Annotated in this window: 15 protein-coding genes; 7 read left to right on the top strand and 8 right to left on the bottom strand. The window is 59.0% G+C overall.

Going from position 1 to position 16,583, the window contains the following annotated elements; all coding sequences use genetic code 11:
• The first annotated feature begins 64 nt into the window (after positions 1-64).
• Positions 65-988 carry a LysR family transcriptional regulator gene (locus C9990_RS09575; protein ID WP_106803115.1) on the top strand — a complete coding sequence of 308 codons (924 nt, stop codon included), beginning with the start codon at positions 65-67 and terminating at the stop codon, positions 986-988.
• On the opposite strand, the gene C9990_RS09580 is transcribed toward C9990_RS09575, so the two are convergent.
• On the bottom strand, positions 891-1,595 hold the full coding sequence (locus tag C9990_RS09580; protein ID WP_106803116.1) for a TetR/AcrR family transcriptional regulator: 705 nt from the start codon (positions 1,593-1,595) through the stop codon (positions 891-893). The genes C9990_RS09575 and C9990_RS09580 overlap by 98 nt on opposite strands.
• Positions 1,596-1,717: 122 nt before the next feature.
• Here C9990_RS09580 and C9990_RS09585 point away from each other — a divergent pair, with 122 nt between their 5' ends.
• The gene (locus C9990_RS09585) at positions 1,718-2,935 is read left to right on the top strand and encodes an MFS transporter (RefSeq protein WP_106803117.1); all 1,218 of its coding nucleotides are present in this window, start codon (positions 1,718-1,720) and stop codon (positions 2,933-2,935) included.
• Positions 2,936-3,028: 93 nt separating this feature from the next.
• Positions 3,029-3,826 carry a DNA/RNA non-specific endonuclease gene (locus C9990_RS09590; protein WP_106803118.1) on the top strand — a complete coding sequence of 266 codons (798 nt, stop codon included), beginning with the start codon at positions 3,029-3,031 and terminating at the stop codon, positions 3,824-3,826.
• On the opposite strand, the gene C9990_RS09595 is transcribed toward C9990_RS09590, so the two are convergent.
• The 3 genes from C9990_RS09595 to C9990_RS09605 are packed head-to-tail and all read right to left on the bottom strand — an operon-like array spanning position 3,777 to position 6,097.
• On the bottom strand, positions 3,777-5,045 hold the full coding sequence (locus C9990_RS09595; RefSeq protein ID WP_106803119.1) for an MFS transporter: 1,269 nt from the start codon (positions 5,043-5,045) through the stop codon (positions 3,777-3,779). The genes C9990_RS09590 and C9990_RS09595 overlap by 50 nt on opposite strands.
• Before the next feature lie 4 nt (positions 5,046-5,049).
• Positions 5,050-5,616, bottom strand: a complete 567-nt coding sequence (locus tag C9990_RS09600; protein WP_106803120.1) for an isochorismatase family protein — start codon at positions 5,614-5,616, stop codon at positions 5,050-5,052.
• 28 nt (positions 5,617-5,644) lie between these two features.
• Positions 5,645-6,097, bottom strand: a complete 453-nt coding sequence (locus C9990_RS09605) for a MarR family winged helix-turn-helix transcriptional regulator (RefSeq protein ID WP_106803121.1) — start codon at positions 6,095-6,097, stop codon at positions 5,645-5,647.
• Positions 6,098-7,629: 1,532 nt separating this feature from the next.
• Here C9990_RS09605 and C9990_RS09610 point away from each other — a divergent pair.
• The gene (locus C9990_RS09610) at positions 7,630-8,841 is read left to right on the top strand and encodes a YeeE/YedE family protein (protein WP_106803122.1); all 1,212 of its coding nucleotides are present in this window, start codon (positions 7,630-7,632) and stop codon (positions 8,839-8,841) included.
• A gap of 1 nt (position 8,842) precedes the next feature.
• Here the strand turns inward: C9990_RS09610 and C9990_RS09615 are convergent, their stop codons facing one another.
• A complete protein-coding gene (locus tag C9990_RS09615; RefSeq protein ID WP_065904377.1) occupies positions 8,843-9,004 on the bottom strand; it encodes a DUF2986 domain-containing protein in 162 nt (53 codons plus the stop codon).
• 277 nt (positions 9,005-9,281) lie between these two features.
• Entirely contained in the window at positions 9,282-10,331 is a 1,050-nt protein-coding gene (locus tag C9990_RS09620) for an alpha/beta fold hydrolase (protein ID WP_065904378.1), read from the bottom strand.
• A 160-nt stretch (positions 10,332-10,491) separates the two neighbouring features.
• Here C9990_RS09620 and C9990_RS32440 point away from each other — a divergent pair, with 160 nt between their 5' ends.
• Positions 10,492-11,217, top strand: coding sequence for a hypothetical protein (locus C9990_RS32440; RefSeq protein WP_177410327.1), 726 nt, complete (start codon positions 10,492-10,494; stop codon positions 11,215-11,217).
• A gap of 116 nt (positions 11,218-11,333) precedes the next feature.
• Positions 11,334-11,840: a peptide-methionine (S)-S-oxide reductase MsrA gene (gene msrA / locus C9990_RS09635; RefSeq protein ID WP_065904383.1), complete on the top strand. Its 507-nt coding sequence runs from the start codon at positions 11,334-11,336 to the stop codon at positions 11,838-11,840.
• A 48-nt stretch (positions 11,841-11,888) separates the two neighbouring features.
• Here msrA and C9990_RS09640 read toward each other — a convergent pair whose 3' ends face one another.
• Complete coding sequence (locus tag C9990_RS09640; protein ID WP_065904384.1) at positions 11,889-12,257, bottom strand: hypothetical protein; 369 nt, start codon at positions 12,255-12,257, stop codon at positions 11,889-11,891.
• Between the two features lie 171 nt (positions 12,258-12,428).
• The gene (locus C9990_RS09645) at positions 12,429-12,929 is read right to left on the bottom strand and encodes a septation protein IspZ (RefSeq protein WP_106803124.1); all 501 of its coding nucleotides are present in this window, start codon (positions 12,927-12,929) and stop codon (positions 12,429-12,431) included.
• A 509-nt stretch (positions 12,930-13,438) separates the two neighbouring features.
• On the opposite strand from C9990_RS09645, the gene C9990_RS09650 reads away from it, so the two are divergent.
• A complete protein-coding gene (locus C9990_RS09650; RefSeq protein WP_106803125.1) occupies positions 13,439-16,582 on the top strand; it encodes a metallophosphoesterase in 3,144 nt (1,047 codons plus the stop codon).
• Position 16,583: the final 1 nt, after the last annotated feature.

The raw sequence follows: 16,583 nt of genomic DNA on the forward strand, positions 1-16,583 counted from the left end.
TGATAAACAGGGCGTGTCATCCATCAAACCGCTACTCGCTGCCGTTGAGTCAGAAGCCTCCCTCATGAAGCGTCATTTCGAAGATTTGCAGCTGGGCAGTATCGAGCTGTTTTGCCTGGCAGCCGAAGCCAGCAGTTTCACCGCCGCCGCGCAGGTCGCCGGCGTCACCCCGGCCGCCGTGAGCCGCAGCGTCTCGCGCCTGGAAGAACGCCTGGGCTCGCGGCTGTTTGTGCGCACCACCCGCAGCATTCGCCTGACGGACAGCGGCCGGACGTTTTTCGAGCAATGCCGCCAAGCCCTGACCCAACTGGTGGAAGCCCAACAGGAAGTGATGGGCGCGCAGTCCGTGCCCTCCGGCCTGCTGCGCATCAGCATTCCGACCACCTACGGCCATCATCGCCTGCTGCCGCTGCTGCCGAAGTTTCGCGCGCTGTATCCGCAGGTCACGGTGGATATCCACATCAGCAACCGCAATATCGACTTCGTCGCCGAGGGCTATGACCTGGCCGTGCGCGTACGCGCGCAACCCGATTCGTCGTTGATCGCACGCCTGCTGGAAGATGCCGAACTGGTGGTGGTGGCCGCGCCGTCCTACCTGCAACGCGCCGGTACCCCACAGACGCTGGAAGATTTGCCTACCCACGAATGCATCCAGTACGAACTGCCGAGCAATGGGCGCCGCATCCCGTGGTTGTTCCAGGTGGACGGCAAGGCGCACGAGTTCGCGGGGGAGGCGGGGTACAGCTGTTCCGACGATGTCCTCGGCGGCGTGACCCTGGCCAAGCATGGTGCGGGGTTGTTCCAGACCTACAAGTTCATCGTCGAGCAGGAATTGGCGGACGGCAGCCTGGTGCAAGTGCTGCAGGCGTATGGCGGCCGTTCGCGGCCGTTTACCCTGCTGTATCCCCATGGGCGCTATGTGCCGCACCGGGTGCGCGCGTTTGTGGATTTTCTGATGCAGCACCGGGATGCAAAGGCGGCGCGATAGAGGCGGCGACATCCCAGCCCAGCATGAGCTGGCTGATCGCCGCATCGAGGGTCGCATGAGGCACGTTGTCCCGCGCCAAGATCGACACCCCCTGCAGAAAACTGTCAAACACGCTCGCCATCACCGCCGGCTGAGTGTGCTGCGGCAACTGGCCGAGCCGCATCGCCCGCTCCACACACGCGACGATCCCCGCCCGCGTGCGCAGCCGTGACTGGGTCAACGCATCGGCCACGCGTGCATTCTCCGGGCTCGGCGCGCTCATCACGCCCAACGCGACCATGCAGCCCTTGGGGTGCCCGTCTTCACACTGCATGCGCACCGACTGGCGCAGCGCAGTCTCCACCCCCTTGCGCGGCAACAGGGTTTCGTCCCACAGGCATTCGGTGACCTGGGCGTAGGTCGCCAGGTAGCGCTGCACGCACTCATCGAACAGTGCTTCCTTGGAGCCAAACGCCGCATAGAAACTTGGCGCGGAGATACCGCCACCCAAGCCCGCCTTGAGCTGGGCCAAAGACGTGGCGTCGTAGCCGTGCTGCCAGAACAGGTGCAAGGCCTGTTCCACAGCCTGTTCACGGTCGAAAGTGCGGGGGCGGCCCATTTGTGCCATGTCGGGTCTCCGGTGGGGAATGAGATAAATACTAGTCGATACATAAGTCGTTGACAACGCGTCGCGACTGCCCGCAACATTTATATCGATCAGTATCTAAGTCTTGCCCAAAGGAGTATCCCGTGACGCCCTCACTGACCCTATCGGCCTCGTCCGAACGTTTGCCCATCGGCGCCTTGCTCGCGCTGGCCATGACCGGCTTCATCTGCATCGTCACCGAAACCCTGCCTGCCGGCCTGTTGCCGCTGATCAGCGACGGCCTGGCGATTTCGCCGTCGATGGCCGGGCAAATGGTCACCGCCTACGCGCTAGGCTCGGTGCTGGCGGTGATCCCCATGACCATCGCCACCCGTGGCTGGCGCCGGCGCAATGTGTTGCTGCTGACCATCGTCGGCTTCCTGCTGTTCAACTCCATCACCGCGTGGTCGTCGCACTATGGCGTGACGCTGGTGGCGCGCTTCTTCGCCGGTGTCGCAGCGGGGCTGGCCTGGAGCCTGCTGGCCGGTTACGCCCGGCGCATGGTCGCGCCGCACCAACAGGGCAAGGCACTCGCACTGGCGATGGTCGGCACGCCGATTGCGCTGTCGCTGGGTGTGCCGCTGGGCACCTGGCTCGGCGGCCTGGTGGGCTGGCGCACCACGTTCGGCCTGATGTCCGGTGTGAGCCTGGTGCTGATTGCCTGGGTGCTGGTGAAAGTCCCGGACTTCGCGCCCCAGCCCGCGCATCAACGCGTGTCGCTGGGCAAGGTGCTGACCACGCCGGGCGTGCGGCCGGTGCTGGCGGTGGTGATCAGTTGGATGCTCGCCCACAACATCCTCTACACCTACATCGCCCCGTTCGTGGCGCCGGCCGGCCTGGCCGAGCGCGTGCACCTGGTGTTGCTGGTGTTCGGCATCGCCGCGTTGGCCGGCATCTGGATTACCGCCCGGCTGGTCGAGCCGCTGCTGCGCAACACGGTGCTGGCGAGCCTGCTGCTGTTTGCGGGCGTGAGCGTGGTGTTCGGCCTGCTGGGCAATCTGCCGTCGGTGATCTACCTCGGCGTGGCAGTCTGGGGCCTGAGCTTCGGCGGCGCCGCGACCTTGCTGCAGACCGCCCTGGCTGATGCGGCGGGAGATGGCGCGGACGTGGCACTATCACTCAACGTGGTGGCCTGGAACAGCGCGATTGCCGGCAGCGGCGTGGTCGGGGGTGTGTTGCTGGAGAGCTGGGGCGTGGCGGCGTTTCCGTGGGCGATGCTGGGGTTGATCGGGGTGGCGTTGGTGCTGACTTGGGCGGCCCGTGCCCATGCCTTCAAACCGGGTGCGCGGGGAGCGGGTAAACCTGCGGCGGTCGGGCACTAATCTGATTTAAGTTAGTCCATAATCCTCGAAATATCATCCACTTGGCTCCGCGCGCCGGAGCCTGCCGCTTTATTCCCTTTCGAAGATTTACCCATGCACCTACGCAATATTGCAGTCGGGCTGTCTGCCCTGTTTTTGTTCTCCACCACCGTTGATGCCCGCACCCCCGCAAACCCCTACACGCCTTCGGAACAACGCGCCTCGTTTGACGGATGCGCTGAACTTTTCCCGGCGAAAAATCCGATCAACACGGCGACTGTCCCGGCGGCGATGAAACCGCTGGCGCTGTGTTCGGACACCTTTGCGGTGCTGTACTCGCAAACCAGCAAAACCCCGCTGGTGGTGGTCGAGCGCCTCAACGCCGCGCAATTGCAGGAGGCCAAGGGCGAGGAACGCACCAACCAGTTCTACCCCGATCCGCGTATTCCCAAAGGTGGCCGTGCGGAGTTGAGCGACTACCGCAGCCAGCACCCGGCCGTTGACCGTGGCCATCAGGCGCCGGCCGCCGACGCGCCGAACGCGCATGCCATGGCGCAATCCTTCGCGCTGTCGAACATGGTCCCGCAGGACCCGACCAACAACCGCAAGATCTGGAGCAAGGTCGAAGCCGACGTGCGCAAATTCGCCAAGCGCGCCGGCGGCGATGTGTATGTGTTCACCGGGCCGCTGTTCGATTCAGGCTACGGCACCATCGGCGACAACCGGGTGTGGGTGCCAACGCGCCTGTTCAAGCTGGTGTATGACGCTTCCAGCCAGCGTGCCTGGGCCTACGTGCTGCCCAACGCCGAAACCCGCATCCAGAAACCGATGGACTACGACACGTTCGTGAAGAGCACCGGGCTCAAGTTGTTGGGGAATCTCCCGGTGTCGGGCTCGGTGGGGCGGACGTAATCGAGGCGGGCCGATCCAGCTGACGCTTGATCGTGTAGACCGCCACCCCCACCGCCAGGATGCCTGACACCGCGCCGACCACCAGCGCCCAGCGCGGCCCCAGGTGGTCGGCGACCCAGCCGACGATGGGCGCGCCGATGGGCGTGCCGCCCAGGGCCACGCCGACGCGCAGGGCGATCACGCGGCCGCGCATCGCCGGTTCGGTGGTGAGTTGCATCAGGCTGTTGGTGGTGTTGCTGAAGGTCATCGCCCCCACACCGATGATCACCAGCGCGACCGCGAATAACCAGTAGTTCGGCGCCAGGGCCGCCAGGGTGCAGCCCACGCCGAAGATCGCGGCGCCATTGAGCAGGGACTTGAACTGCGGCCGTTCGCGACCGGCGGCCAGCAGTGCGCCGGCGATGGTGCCGATGGCCAGGGTCGAGGTTAGCAGGCCGTAGCCGCGTGCATCGGTATGAAACGCGGTCACGGCCATGGTCGAGATGAAAATCGGGAAATTCATGCCGAAGGTGCCGATCAGAAACAGCATCAGCAGGATCGCCTTCAAGTCCGGCCGCGCCCACACATAGCGCAGGCCTTCGGTGAGGCTGCCTTTGGTGCGCAAGGCTCGCACCTTGGCGTGCTGCCCCGACACCCGCAGGAAGAACAGCGAGGCCAGCACCGCAAAAAAACTGCTGCCATTGAGCAGGAACGCCCAGCCGGTGCCCACCGACGCGATGGTCAGGCCGGCCACCGCCGGACCGATCATGCGTGCCATATTGAACGAGGTGGAATTGAGCGCGATGGCGTTGGACAAATCCTTCTCGCCCACCAGCTCCGCGACGAAAATCTGCCGCACTGGCGCGTCGAACGCCGAGGCGCAGCCGGACAGGAACGCAAACACGTACACGTGCCACAGCTCGACAAACCCGGTGATGGTGAACACCCCTAGCGTCAGCGCCAGCAGGCCCATCACCGCCTGGGTGACGATCAGCAGCTTGCGCTGGTCGTAGTGGTCGGCGGCGAACCCGGTCCATGGCAGCAACAACAATTGCGGCCCGAATTGCAGCGACATGACGATGCCGACAGCGGCGGCGTTGTGCGGGGTGAGCTGGGTGAGCACCAGCCAGTCCTGGGCGGTGCGCTGCATCCAGGTGCCGATGTTGGAGACCAGCGCACCGGCGGCCCAGATGCGGTAGTTGGGGCTGCGCAGGGAGCGGAAGGTGCCGAGGAAACTCATGGTGTTATTCGTTCCCCCGGGTGTCGAGCAGATCAATGATGGCCTGCGTGGTGCCCGACTCGCCCAGGCGCGGGAACACGTGCTGGAGGCTGTAGGCATGGGCCTCGGGGTTGGCATCGGTCATTGCATCGATGGCGAGCGTCACGTTGAAACCCAACTCATAGGCCTGGCGCGCGGTGGCTTCGACCCCGGTGCCAGTGGCCACGCCGGTGACCACCACCTGCGTGACGCCGAGGGCCTTGAGCCGGGCCTCGAGGTCAGTGTTGGCGAACGCGCCCCAGCTGCGTTTGGTCACTCGCAGGTCAGTGGGTTGTGGGTTGAGTTCGGGGATCAGCTCGGCCCAGTCGGGCGGCAAGGCTTCGCTGCGCCGTGGTCGCTCGGTGCGTCCCGGTGCAAAGCCTGTGACGTTGACCAGCACCACCGGCAAATCGCGCGCGCGGAAGGCATCGAGCAGTGCGCGCGAGCGCTGCACCACCTCGCCGATCGGGTGCATGAAGGGATAGCCGGTGATGCCGTGTTGCAGGTCCACGATGATCAGTGCGGTTGTTGCATCCAGCGAGGTGACAGCCATGCTATTTCCTCAAGCGGGTAGGGGAGAGTCAAAAGTCGGCGAGGCGCTCCAGCAGTTTTACCGCGGCGGCGAGTTCGTCTTGTTCCTGGGGCGACAGTTGTTCCTGCAGCGCGCGCAGCAGCCAATCGTCTTTGGCCGCGCGGTTTTCGCTCAGGTGCTTGCGAAAGCTCGGCGTGAGGCTGATCAGCGTCTGCCGGCCGTCGCTTGGGTCCGGCTTGCCGCTCACGGCCTGCATCACTTCCAGCCCGGCCACGGTGATGCGCATCGACTGCGGCTTGACGCTTTCGGCGCGGGCGAGGGCAGAAACGGTGCTCGGTCCATCGCGGTCCAGGCGCAGCAGCACGGACTTTTGCGCGGTGGTGAAATCATCAGGATGGGTTTGCTCGCGCAGGCGGCGGATCAGCTTGCCCAGGGAGATACGCAGCTCGGCGGCCAGGGTGGCGGCGGAATGCGATGAGGGGGTGGAGAGTGGTTTAGTCATGCTGAAACCGTAGCATGGGTACAGGAAAACTGTACAGTTTAGCTGTATTAAATTTTTTTCATGTGGGGTGGGGGAGGGCGAGCAGTTTCTCTGTGGGGAATGGATTTGTTGTGGCGAGCGAGCTTCCTGTGGTGAGCGGGCTTGCCCCGCGTTGGGCTGCGTAGCGGCCCCAAAGCCATCCACTGAGTAGTTCCTGACACACCGCATTCTGCTGGATTGGGGCTGCTGCGCAGCCCAACGCGGGGCAAGCCCGCTCACCACAAGGGATGATCGTTCGTCACAAAAAGTCGGCTGGGGACTGGAAGTCGGGCGGGCACAGCAAGGCCACCTTGATAATCCAACGCGTTCCGTGTGTACGCCTGGAGCGTGGACCGGTGGTAGTGCCTTTGTGACGAATGGATTCGTTCTGGCGAGCAAGCTTCCTGTGGTGAGCGGGCTTGCCCCGCGTTGGGCTGCGTAGCGGCCCCAAAGCCATCCCCTGAGTAGTTCCTGACACACCGCATTCTGCTGGATTGGGGCTGCTGCGCAACCCAACGCGGGACAAGCCCGCTCACCACAAGGGATGATCGTTCGCTACAAAAAGTCGGCTGGGGAATGGAAGTCGGGCAGGCACAGCACGGCCACCTTGATAATCCAACGCGTTCCGTGTGTACGCCTGGAGCGTGGGCCGGTAGCAGTGTCTTTGTGACGAATGGATTCGTTGTGGCGAGCAAGCTTCCTGTGGTGAGCGGGCTTGCCCCGCGTTAGGCTGCGTAGCGGCCCCAAAGCCATTCCCTGAGTAGTTCCTGACACACCACATTCTGCTGGATTGGGGCTGCTGCGCAGCCCAACGCGGGGCAAGCCCGCTCACCACAAGGGATGATCGTTCGTCACAAAAAGTCGGCTGGGACTGGAAGTCGGGCAGGTACAACACGGCCACCTTGATAATCCAACGCGTTCCGTGTGTCCGCCTGGAGCGTGGGCCGGTAGTAGTGTCTTTATGGCGAATGGATTCGTATTGGCGAGCGAGCTTCTGTGGTGAGCGGGCTTGCCCCGCGTTGGGCTGCGTAGCGGCCCCAAAGCCATCCCCTGAGTAGTTCCTGACACACCGCATTCTGCTGGATTGGGGCTGCTGCGCAGCCCAACGCGGGGCAAGCCCGCTCACCACGAGGGATGATCGTTCGTCACAAAAAGTTGGCTGGGGACTCTTGGTTCCAGGGCATGATCAGTTACCTCCTGATCATGCGTATTAGCCTGTAAACCATGTCCCCGGTTAGAAATGTAAACGATGTCCCCGGTTTGTACCGGGGCAAGCCCGCTCGCCACGAAGGATGATCACTCACCACAAGGAATGACCACTCACCACAAAAGATGAGCACTCATCACAACAAGCCTGCTCACCACCAAAGATGATCACTCCCCACAACAAGCCTGCTCACCACAGAAGACGATCGCTCCTCACAAAAAAGTCTGTCAGGCACAACGCGCCCCCCGCGTGCCCTGGGTTTATACTCGTCCCCCTCGCATTCAACCCCTTCACACCGAGATACCCCATGAGCAGTTCTCTCCCTCTCGCCCCCGCGCGCACGCCTGTTGCGCCGTTGGTGGCTTTTATCATCCTGGTGCTTGGCGCCCTGTTCCTGCAAAACAGCGTGGGCTCGCGCCAGGTGTTGTTGCTGGTGGTCGGCGCGGCGCTGGGCCTGACCCTCTACCACGCCGCCTTTGGTTTTACCTCGGCCTGGCGGGTGTTCATCAATGATCGGCGCGGCGCCGGCCTGCGTGCGCAGATGGTGATGCTTGCGGTGGCGGTGCTGCTGTTCTTCCCGGCGCTGGGGGCGGGCACGTTGTTCGGGCAGCCGGTGGTCGGGCTGGTAGCACCGGCGGGCGTTTCCGTGGTGTTCGGTGCGTTTATTTTCGGGATCGGCATGCAGTTGGGCGGCGGGTGTGCGTCCGGCACGCTGTTCACCGTGGGCGGCGGGAATGCGCGCATGCTGGTGACGCTGTTCTTCTTCATTTGTGGCTCGTTGATCGCCACGCACCATGTCGACTGGTGGTTTGCACTGCCGGCGTTCCCGGCCGTGTCCATCGTCAAGAGCTTCGGCGTGGTGCCGGCCTTGATCCTCAGCCTGGCCGTGTTCGGCCTGATTGCAGCTGTCACCGTGCGCTTGGAAAAACGCCGTCATGGCCAACTCGAAGCCGGCGTAACCAGCCAGCACAAGGGCCTGCGCCGTTTCCTGCGCGGGCCGTGGACATTGGTGTGGGGCGCGATTGGCCTGGCGCTGCTCAACTACGCGACCCTGGCACTGGCCGGGCGGCCGTGGGGGATTACCTCGGCGTTCGCATTGTGGGGCGCCAAGGTGGCAAGCGGATTGGGCGTGGATGTGGCCAGCTGGGCGTTCTGGCAGATGCCGGGCAACGCCAAGGCGCTGGCCGCGCCGGTGTGGGAAGACATCACCAGCGTCATGGACATCGGCATCGTCCTCGGTGCGCTGCTGGCTGCCGGCCTGGCCGGGCGTTTTGCCCCCAGCCTGAAAATCCCGGCGCGCTCGCTGGTCGCGGCAGTGATCGGCGGCCTGCTGCTCGGCTACGGTTCGCGCCTGGCCTACGGCTGCAACATCGGCGCGTACTTCAGCGGCATCGCCTCGGGCAGCCTGCATGGCTGGGTGTGGCTTGTAGCGGCGTTTATCGGCAATAGCGTGGGCGTGCGCCTGCGGCCGTTTTTCTTTGCCGGCGAGCGGCCGCAGGTGGCGTTGAGCGGTTGCTGAGTCACGCCTCGGGGGAAAGGCTGGGCTCCTGGGCCGCTTCGGCCGCCAGCTTTTCCCGATCCGCCTTGCTGATATAGCGGTCCTTGCTTTTCGGCGCCAATTTGGCGCTGGCCTTCTTGGCCTTGGCCTTGAACAGCTGCTGGAGTTTTTTCTGGCGATTCATCGGTTTTTACCTGGTGGATACAGGCCGCGATGATACCAGTTTAAAAATCGCCAGCCGCTGCCTGGGTCGCTTTTTAGCGCCGATCCGTGCATTGAATCACCGTGTCTTTCGCCAGTAATCGGGCCCTGAATCCCCGACTATTGAACGCCACAGGGACGACACGATAAGCCTCCACACCCGCACCAAACGCCTGGCCTGCGTCATCGCCGACCTGCCATTTGGCAGCTATCAGCAAATACTCGGATCAAACATGCAGCGCATTTGATGCAATTATTTTTCAGAGGCTTTTTTGCGGCGCTGTACGTCCCAAAAACTCACTGATCAACGCCACCACCTGCTGCTGAATCTGCGCCCGAGGCCGTGCGCCCTCGCCGTCGCGGCAGATCATGCCATCCCCCGGTGAATCTTCTTCAATCAACGCCATGCCGCCCGGCTTGCAGATCGTCATGAAGCTGAAGTGCGTGGCGTCGCCGATTTCCACGTACTGCGTCGATGCCTTTGGCAGGCGCTTGACCATGGCGGCGGACTCCAGGTTGGGGTCCATATCCTCTGACGGCACGCCCCCCGCGATCACCAGCGCTGGCACTGGAAGCGCGGCCAGGCTGGCGTCGGTCAGGCCACGTGACAGGCCCAGGTCCAAGGACACAATGGCGCTGACGCGTGTGTCGCTCAAGTCCGCCGCCAGTTGGGCTTTGCCGGCAGGCGTACCGGCGGGGTTCATCTGCTGGTAGCCAATGCAACCGCCGAGCTTGGGGTGTGCGCTGCAGTCGCGGCTGAACAGGTCGGGGTCGAAGCGTGCGCCGGCGATTTCCAGCACGGTCCAGCCGCCGAGGGAATGGCCCACAGCGGCAATCCGCGTCTTTGCCACCGCGCCAAACTGCGTCGGTTGAGCCAGCACCGCGTCGATAGCGCGGCTCAGGTCGGCTGGGCGTTGCCACAACTGCGCGGCGGCCTGCGGGCTGCGGTCCTTGCTGGTGGTGCCAGGGTGGTTGACCGCCGCCACGATGAAGCCCCGATGCGCCAACGCACTCGCTAGCCATACCTGATTGAGCCAGTTGCCACCGTACCCGTGGGACAGCACCACCAGCGGATGCTCACCGGCAGCGGGCGGCGCGTCGGGGACGGCGAGCGCGCCGACGAACACCGCGTTGTCGGCGATCAGCTCAGGTGTGGCCGAGGTGCTGGCGGGGTACCAGACGACCAGCTCGAGTGGGCGAGTGTTTTTCGCATCCGCCAGGGTGGCAGTCCGCAAGCCCACAGGGCTTTCGGCGGCCACGGCGGGAGTGGCCAGGCACAGCAGGAACAGGGCGCGCAGTGCAGTTTTCATTGTTGTTATCGTCCTTGATTCGGGTGGCGCATCATTACCTGAAACCTGCCGCAATGCATCCCCGGCTGGCCACAAAAAAGCGGCCAACACCGCCGACGTTGACCGTTGACGATACCGTGCGGCAGCATGCGTCGACTCGTTACACCTAGCCTGGAACCCTATGCCTAGCCCTGTGGACCTTCATGAGTTGTTGACGCACGTCAGCGATGAACCGTCGTTCATCCGTTTTATCGAGGCGCTCGGTACCGATTTCGCCCACGAGCGCGAGATCGAAAAGACCTCGCCTTCATCACCCTATGGGCCCGGTGCGCTAGGTTGGGAAAACTGCTCTGTCGATGCGTTTTCGAGGCGGCAACCGCATGGGCAGAAGCCAGCGCCGGGCTTGCCCAAACGCAAGCAACGGCACCCAATGTGTGGCAACGCTGCGCGTCGATTGTATTCGCCGGCAAGTTTTATGAGTGAGCCCCGCACACCCGCCGCCGCCGCGGTGAATCTGCTCACACGCGGCGTATTACCGGAGACCGAACTCAACAGGCTCTTGGCACAAGCCGAAGCCAGCGGCTTGACCCTGGATGACCTGGCCGACCCATGCGAGAAATTCGGCGTGACAGCGCAAGCGCTGCTGAACGCCCTGTCCATCAGCCTTGCCGAGCGTTATCTCCAGGGCACTTTGACCTATGCGTTCTGCGACGGCGTGCTCAACGGGCTCATCGACGCCATCGTTGACGTGGGCATGTCCCGTGAACTGCCGCAGCCGGCGTTTTCGCTATACCAGGCGTTCGATCAGGGCGAGTGGCGGCGCAGCGACGACCCGCCCGAAACGGACCCCGGTGAGAAATATGTGAAACCGTTGGTCTTGCAGATAATGCGCAAGCTTCGGCATTAGTGGTTGTCTGTCAGTGCCAGGCGCGCGGGCTGATTCGGGCAATCCACCGTTCAACTTGCTATTGGCCAACCCAGCCCCATAACTATCCCTGTATCCATTGAGCGGAAGGACAGACCATGACCAACCCAACCGAAACCGCCATCCTTGCCGGCGGCTGCTTCTGGGGCATGCAAGACCTGTTGCGACGCTACCCCGGGGTGCTGCAGACACGCGTCGGCTACACCGGCGGCGACGTGCCGAACGCCACCTACCGCAACCACGGCAACCATGCCGAAGCGATTGAAATCGTGTTTGACCCGGCGGTGATCAGTTACCGGCAGATCCTTGAGTTCTTTTTCCAGATCCATGACCCGAGCACGCCTAACCGGCAGGGCAATGACCTCGGCCCGAGCTATCGGTCAGCGATTTATTACCTGAGCGAACAGCAGCGCGATATTGCGGAAGATACGGCGGCGGATGTAGACGCGTCGAAGCTGTGGCCGGGAAGGGTGGTGACAGAGATCGAGCCAGCAGGCCCGTTTTGGGAGGCGGAGCCCGAGCATCAGGATTACCTGGAGCGGATTCCCAACGGCTACACCTGCCACTTCATTCGACCGAATTGGAAGCTGCCGAAGCGAGGCTGACAGGGCGTCGCGGCAGAGAAGCCCGAGCGGAGCCTGATTCAGGGTCCGCTAGGTGGCTTCTTTCTGGACCGCGAACACCCAGCGCCCCAGTGGCCGAAAATACACCCAATCAAAAACATCAAAGAATACCCAACTGCGGGTCTTTACCGAAAAAGCCTGAACCTGCGGGCTCGGGGAAATACTGATGCCCTGACTGACAGAGAAAACGCCCTCAGGCACATCCCCACTGCGAGACGGTTTCCTGTCGTCAAGGAGACCGACTTGCAACGTGCCGACCACATCCGCCAGTGTCAGCGCTAAGACTTCACCGGTTGCAACACGGCCGACAACCGCGCCGTTAAAGAGCACCAGCAGGGGGACACGGCGCCCATGGGCGCTATCAAAAAAACCACGCTTGCGACAGATCGTAATGTCCATAGGCCGTTCTCGATTGAGTCATCACACCAAGCCTCTTCCGTTTCCACTGCCAACTATCCCGCTCACCGGGGAAGTGAATGTGGAAAAGCGTAGCCGAGAACGGGCCACGCGCAGGTATCAAAATAGGCGAAGGGATTCGAGGTCAGGCCCTGAAGCTCAGAGCCCCTCAGCTTATGGCCACTTAGGTGCAGCACTTGTTGCTGATGACTCTTCTGTGTGTGCCGCGATCGTTTCAGCGGTGGAGGGCGTTTGGGCCCAACCCAGCACAAAGATGCCAACGGCAAACAGCAACGGGGCGCCATAGACTTTGTAGTACACCCAAACCTCAAACGGAGCGAAGAGGGCGAACAGGGCATTCAAGAGTGCCAGGGCAATCAGTAGCAATGACAACTGAAGCACATAGGTCCGCCAGTGAGCCTGTGTGCGCTTCAACCGCGCACCGAACACGGCCTGCAGCACATTGACGCGACCTCCGAGTTCCAGGACGGCGATCAACAGCGCAAACAACCCGAGCGTGAACGGCGGCCCGAACCGCAGAAAATCCCGGCTGGCAAGCAATTCAGTACCGATAGTGAACCCCAGCGCCAGGCTGAATACTACGGAGTAGATGAAATACGCCAGGTAGGTGCGCCATAGGAGGCTGAGGGCTAGGGAGAAGCGTTGTTTCATCATGCTGCCTACGTCCTTGTGGTTGGGGAGGGCGGCATTCTAATGTTTTGTGGGCGAGGGAGGCATATTTGAGGGGCGGGCGGGAGTTGTCGAGTGTTTGAGTCGTGGTCTGAGTTCGCTGGCTCGCATTGCGAGAGCGGAAGGTGCTGGGTGGAGGTGGGGGGGCGAAGGAAGCAGAGTAGGTTGGATTTGAGTAGAAATAGATCCTCCCTTTTTTGTGCCGCCTTCACTAAGGCGAGCAAGGGGGGGATTGTGGCTGGCTGTTAATGACTGGTTGCGGGTCGAAGCAGACTTTCGATCCGCCAGAGTAGCTGGGGAACTATGAGTGGATAGAGGAGATATTGCAGACGAATTCAGCCAGAGTAAGGCCGTCCTGGCCATCCGGTTAGTAGCTCAGCTTCGGGACATTTGCACCGACCAATGGCGCAGGCATTCGAAAGAAACGCTCTGGACTAGATAAAATCCAAAATGGATAATGGAGGCATCTGGCCACCACTAAATCATGACGGATTATGAAAAAAATAATACACGTTTCAGATATACACGCTAGTACCACTCCACTTAAAGGTCAGTCCAGACAATTTCTTGAGAGGCTGAAGGACGCTTTTTTGGCGGATATCCAGTCGCTTGAGGGGGCTGACTCCATGATTCTCTCCGGAGATTTGACCTACTCAGGAAAGGCGGAAGAGTTCGAGCTCTGCCAGAAAGAAATAATTGGTCCTATTCGTGATGCCCTCAGGCTTGAGAATAAAGATGTTTTTTTGGTTCCAGGGAACCACGATACAGATTGGAATGGTTTCAGTTTTTCTACGAAACTAGCCATAAAAAGCCTTCGTAAAGATTACGATTCTGGGGGAATAGCCGAACTCCAGGCTGAGTTGCTTTCTGGTGAAAAAAGACCTTATGCAGGATGGTTGGACTTTACTGGTAAGTTCTACGAAGGGTCTGAGAGTGTAGTGGAGATAAAAGAGTTTTATCAGACTTACAAGCACGGAAATGTCGGTGTTGCGTGCCTTAATACCGGCTGGTCTGCCATTGGAGAGGGTGATAGAGAGAACCTCTTTATAGGGGAGCGGCAGATAGATGCTGCAATGAAGAGCATCAGTAGCTTCAAGGAAAAGATCATTATTATGCACCATCCTATGGAGTGGCTACATCCAGAGGAGCGCAGGTTGTTATCTGCAAAAATAACGAACTTTAAGATTTCAACCATCTTCTACGGACACATGCATGAATTCAATATTCTTCGGGAATCTTCATTTTCTGAAGACTTTGTAATGAAAATGCAGGCTGGTAGGTTCGATCTGTCCGGAACGGAGAAAAGCGGTTATTCGATCATCGGTGCAAATCATACGGACAATTTGAAGTCAGGAAGAATTCTATTCCGGCGATATGACGAGTCTGCTAAGAAGTTTGCGGCATGGGTAGATCGATGCCCTCAAGGGCAAATGGATTACGAAGCAGCTTTATCGGGTGGTTTCAATAGAGAAGCGTTTGCCGAGGACTGTACTAAAGTATTGGATCGCTTTGATTACGATCTTATGTGCAACACTGGCGTGGCAGAAGCTGAACGTAAACGACTTTCTGACATATTCATTTGCCCTGCTATTAGGGTGGAAGGATATGAAATCGAAGAAGAAGGCGAAGAGCAGTACATCAGTTTTGAGGAACTGGCAAAATCGCGTAATAATTTTCTTCTTATCGGTGGTGAAAATTCCGGAAAAAGCACCATATTGAAAAGCTTGCTCATGAGTAAGCTTAGGAGTCAAGCGCAAGCGCAGTTAGATGAAATTGCATTCTATTTTGATTGTAAAGGAAAAAAACTGCCGTCCAAAAATAGAATAAAGGCGGTTTTAACTGAGATATACGACTCTCTCCCCGGTTCGGCCCTATACATTGACACTCTAGGCAATAAAACAACAACCGAGAATGCGCTCCTAATTTTTGATGGGGTGGAAGGACTTTCTCAACGCTGCATTGATGAGCTTATCGACTTCCTGAAGGAATATAAGGCTCCTAGATTTATTATTTCTTGTAAGCATGCTACAGCCCATGAAATTGCAACAAAGTTGCGCACGGAAGTGGGGAGGAAGTTTTTTGAGGTAAATATCGGCGGGATGAAGCGAAGCCATCTCAAGGGGTTGGTAGGAAGATGGCTGTCAAGTTCTACCAAGCAGAATTCCGTTGCAAGAGAAATCTTGAAAGCTGTAGATAATGCAGGGATGCCGAATAATTTGTTTGTGTATTCTATGCTGCTTTCGATTTATGAACGAAAGCAGGGTCATTTCTCTACTTATTTGCATGAAGCAGATCTTGTTGAGAATTTTATCGAAGTAATTATGCATAAGCACTGTATTACTATTGAGCGGGCGCCGCAATATAAGGATCTATTGCGTCTCCTTGGAAGTATTGCTCATGAGATGGTCTGTAGAAATACATTCGCCCTCAAGGTCTCTGAGGTGGATGCCCTTATCGTCCAGTTCAATGGTGACATTGCTCAGGACTTTCAAGTCGCTTCCTACCTCAATCCTATATTGGCAAGCGGAGTGATTGAGCTTTCCGAAGGCAGATACCGATTTAGTCAGGCCTGTTTTTTTGATTACGTCTACGCCAGGTATCTCAGTAATAGAAGCACTTCATATCCAGAGCTGCATAGTTCGATTAATTTTCTGCGCTTCAATAAAGTTATTGAATATATGTCTGCTATTTCAAAGGAAGACACAGATCTACTCGCGTTTTGTCAGAAGCTCACTGCTGACGCATGGGAAATATGTGTTGCTTCAGAAAAAATCTCCAATCTGAAATCCGCTGCGCAAGAGCTTCAAGAGGCTGCGCAGTCTGATATTCTCGATGAACTGAAGGAGGAGTCCATCGATAAAGCTCTTGCCCACGAGCCTCCAAGGGAGCACGAAATCGATGATCGGATGGATAATGCCAATCCTCTAAGGGAGTGTCCTCAGAACGGCGAGTCACGCGCTACTTGGGACGACCTACATGGGGCAACATTATTTCAATCTTCGCTGTCGCTCTATGCCCGAGTATTCAGAGCAGCAGAGCACCTGACAGATCGCTCAATAGCGGATCAACACTTTTCTAGTGCTTTGGATTTCTATCAAAAGACTATTGCATTGAATACTAGACGATTTCAAGAGAAGCTGCGGCCTATCGTGTTGGAAAAGCTTGTGAGGCATTCTAAATATCAGGAGCTACCACAAGAGCACAGAAAGAAAGCGACCGAGAGGTTTGATGCTTTCCTCAATTTTCTCATCGCGGCGTTTCCTAATTTCGCTGTATCAATGATGGCTGCTGATCTAGTCAATTCCAGGCAAATAAGTCGTCTCAAGGAGAAGCGTGCTGAGTCAGCCGACAACCTGGAAAAGATCATCATAACGTACGCTCTTTGTGAGATTGATGGAATCGATACGCTTGGTGAAATTAAGTCCCTCAAGCCGAGTAAGAGCTATGAGTATTCAACTGTTATTATGAAGATTTTGGAGCTCTCTCACATGGACTTTACCCTTAGTCAAGAAGTTCGTGAGGAGTTAATCGAGCATGCCAAATCGCTGATGAAAAATAAGTTGGCTAGGAAGCTGGTTAATGATCTTTCTGAAATATCGACAAAAATAACCGGAGAACTGCTGGGGCTAGAGCCATAAT

Origin of the sequence: Pseudomonas sp. S5D5, from assembly GCF_003013355.1 — a bacterium.
In the GTDB taxonomy this organism is placed as follows: domain Bacteria; phylum Pseudomonadota; class Gammaproteobacteria; order Pseudomonadales; family Pseudomonadaceae; genus Aquipseudomonas; species Aquipseudomonas aylmerensis.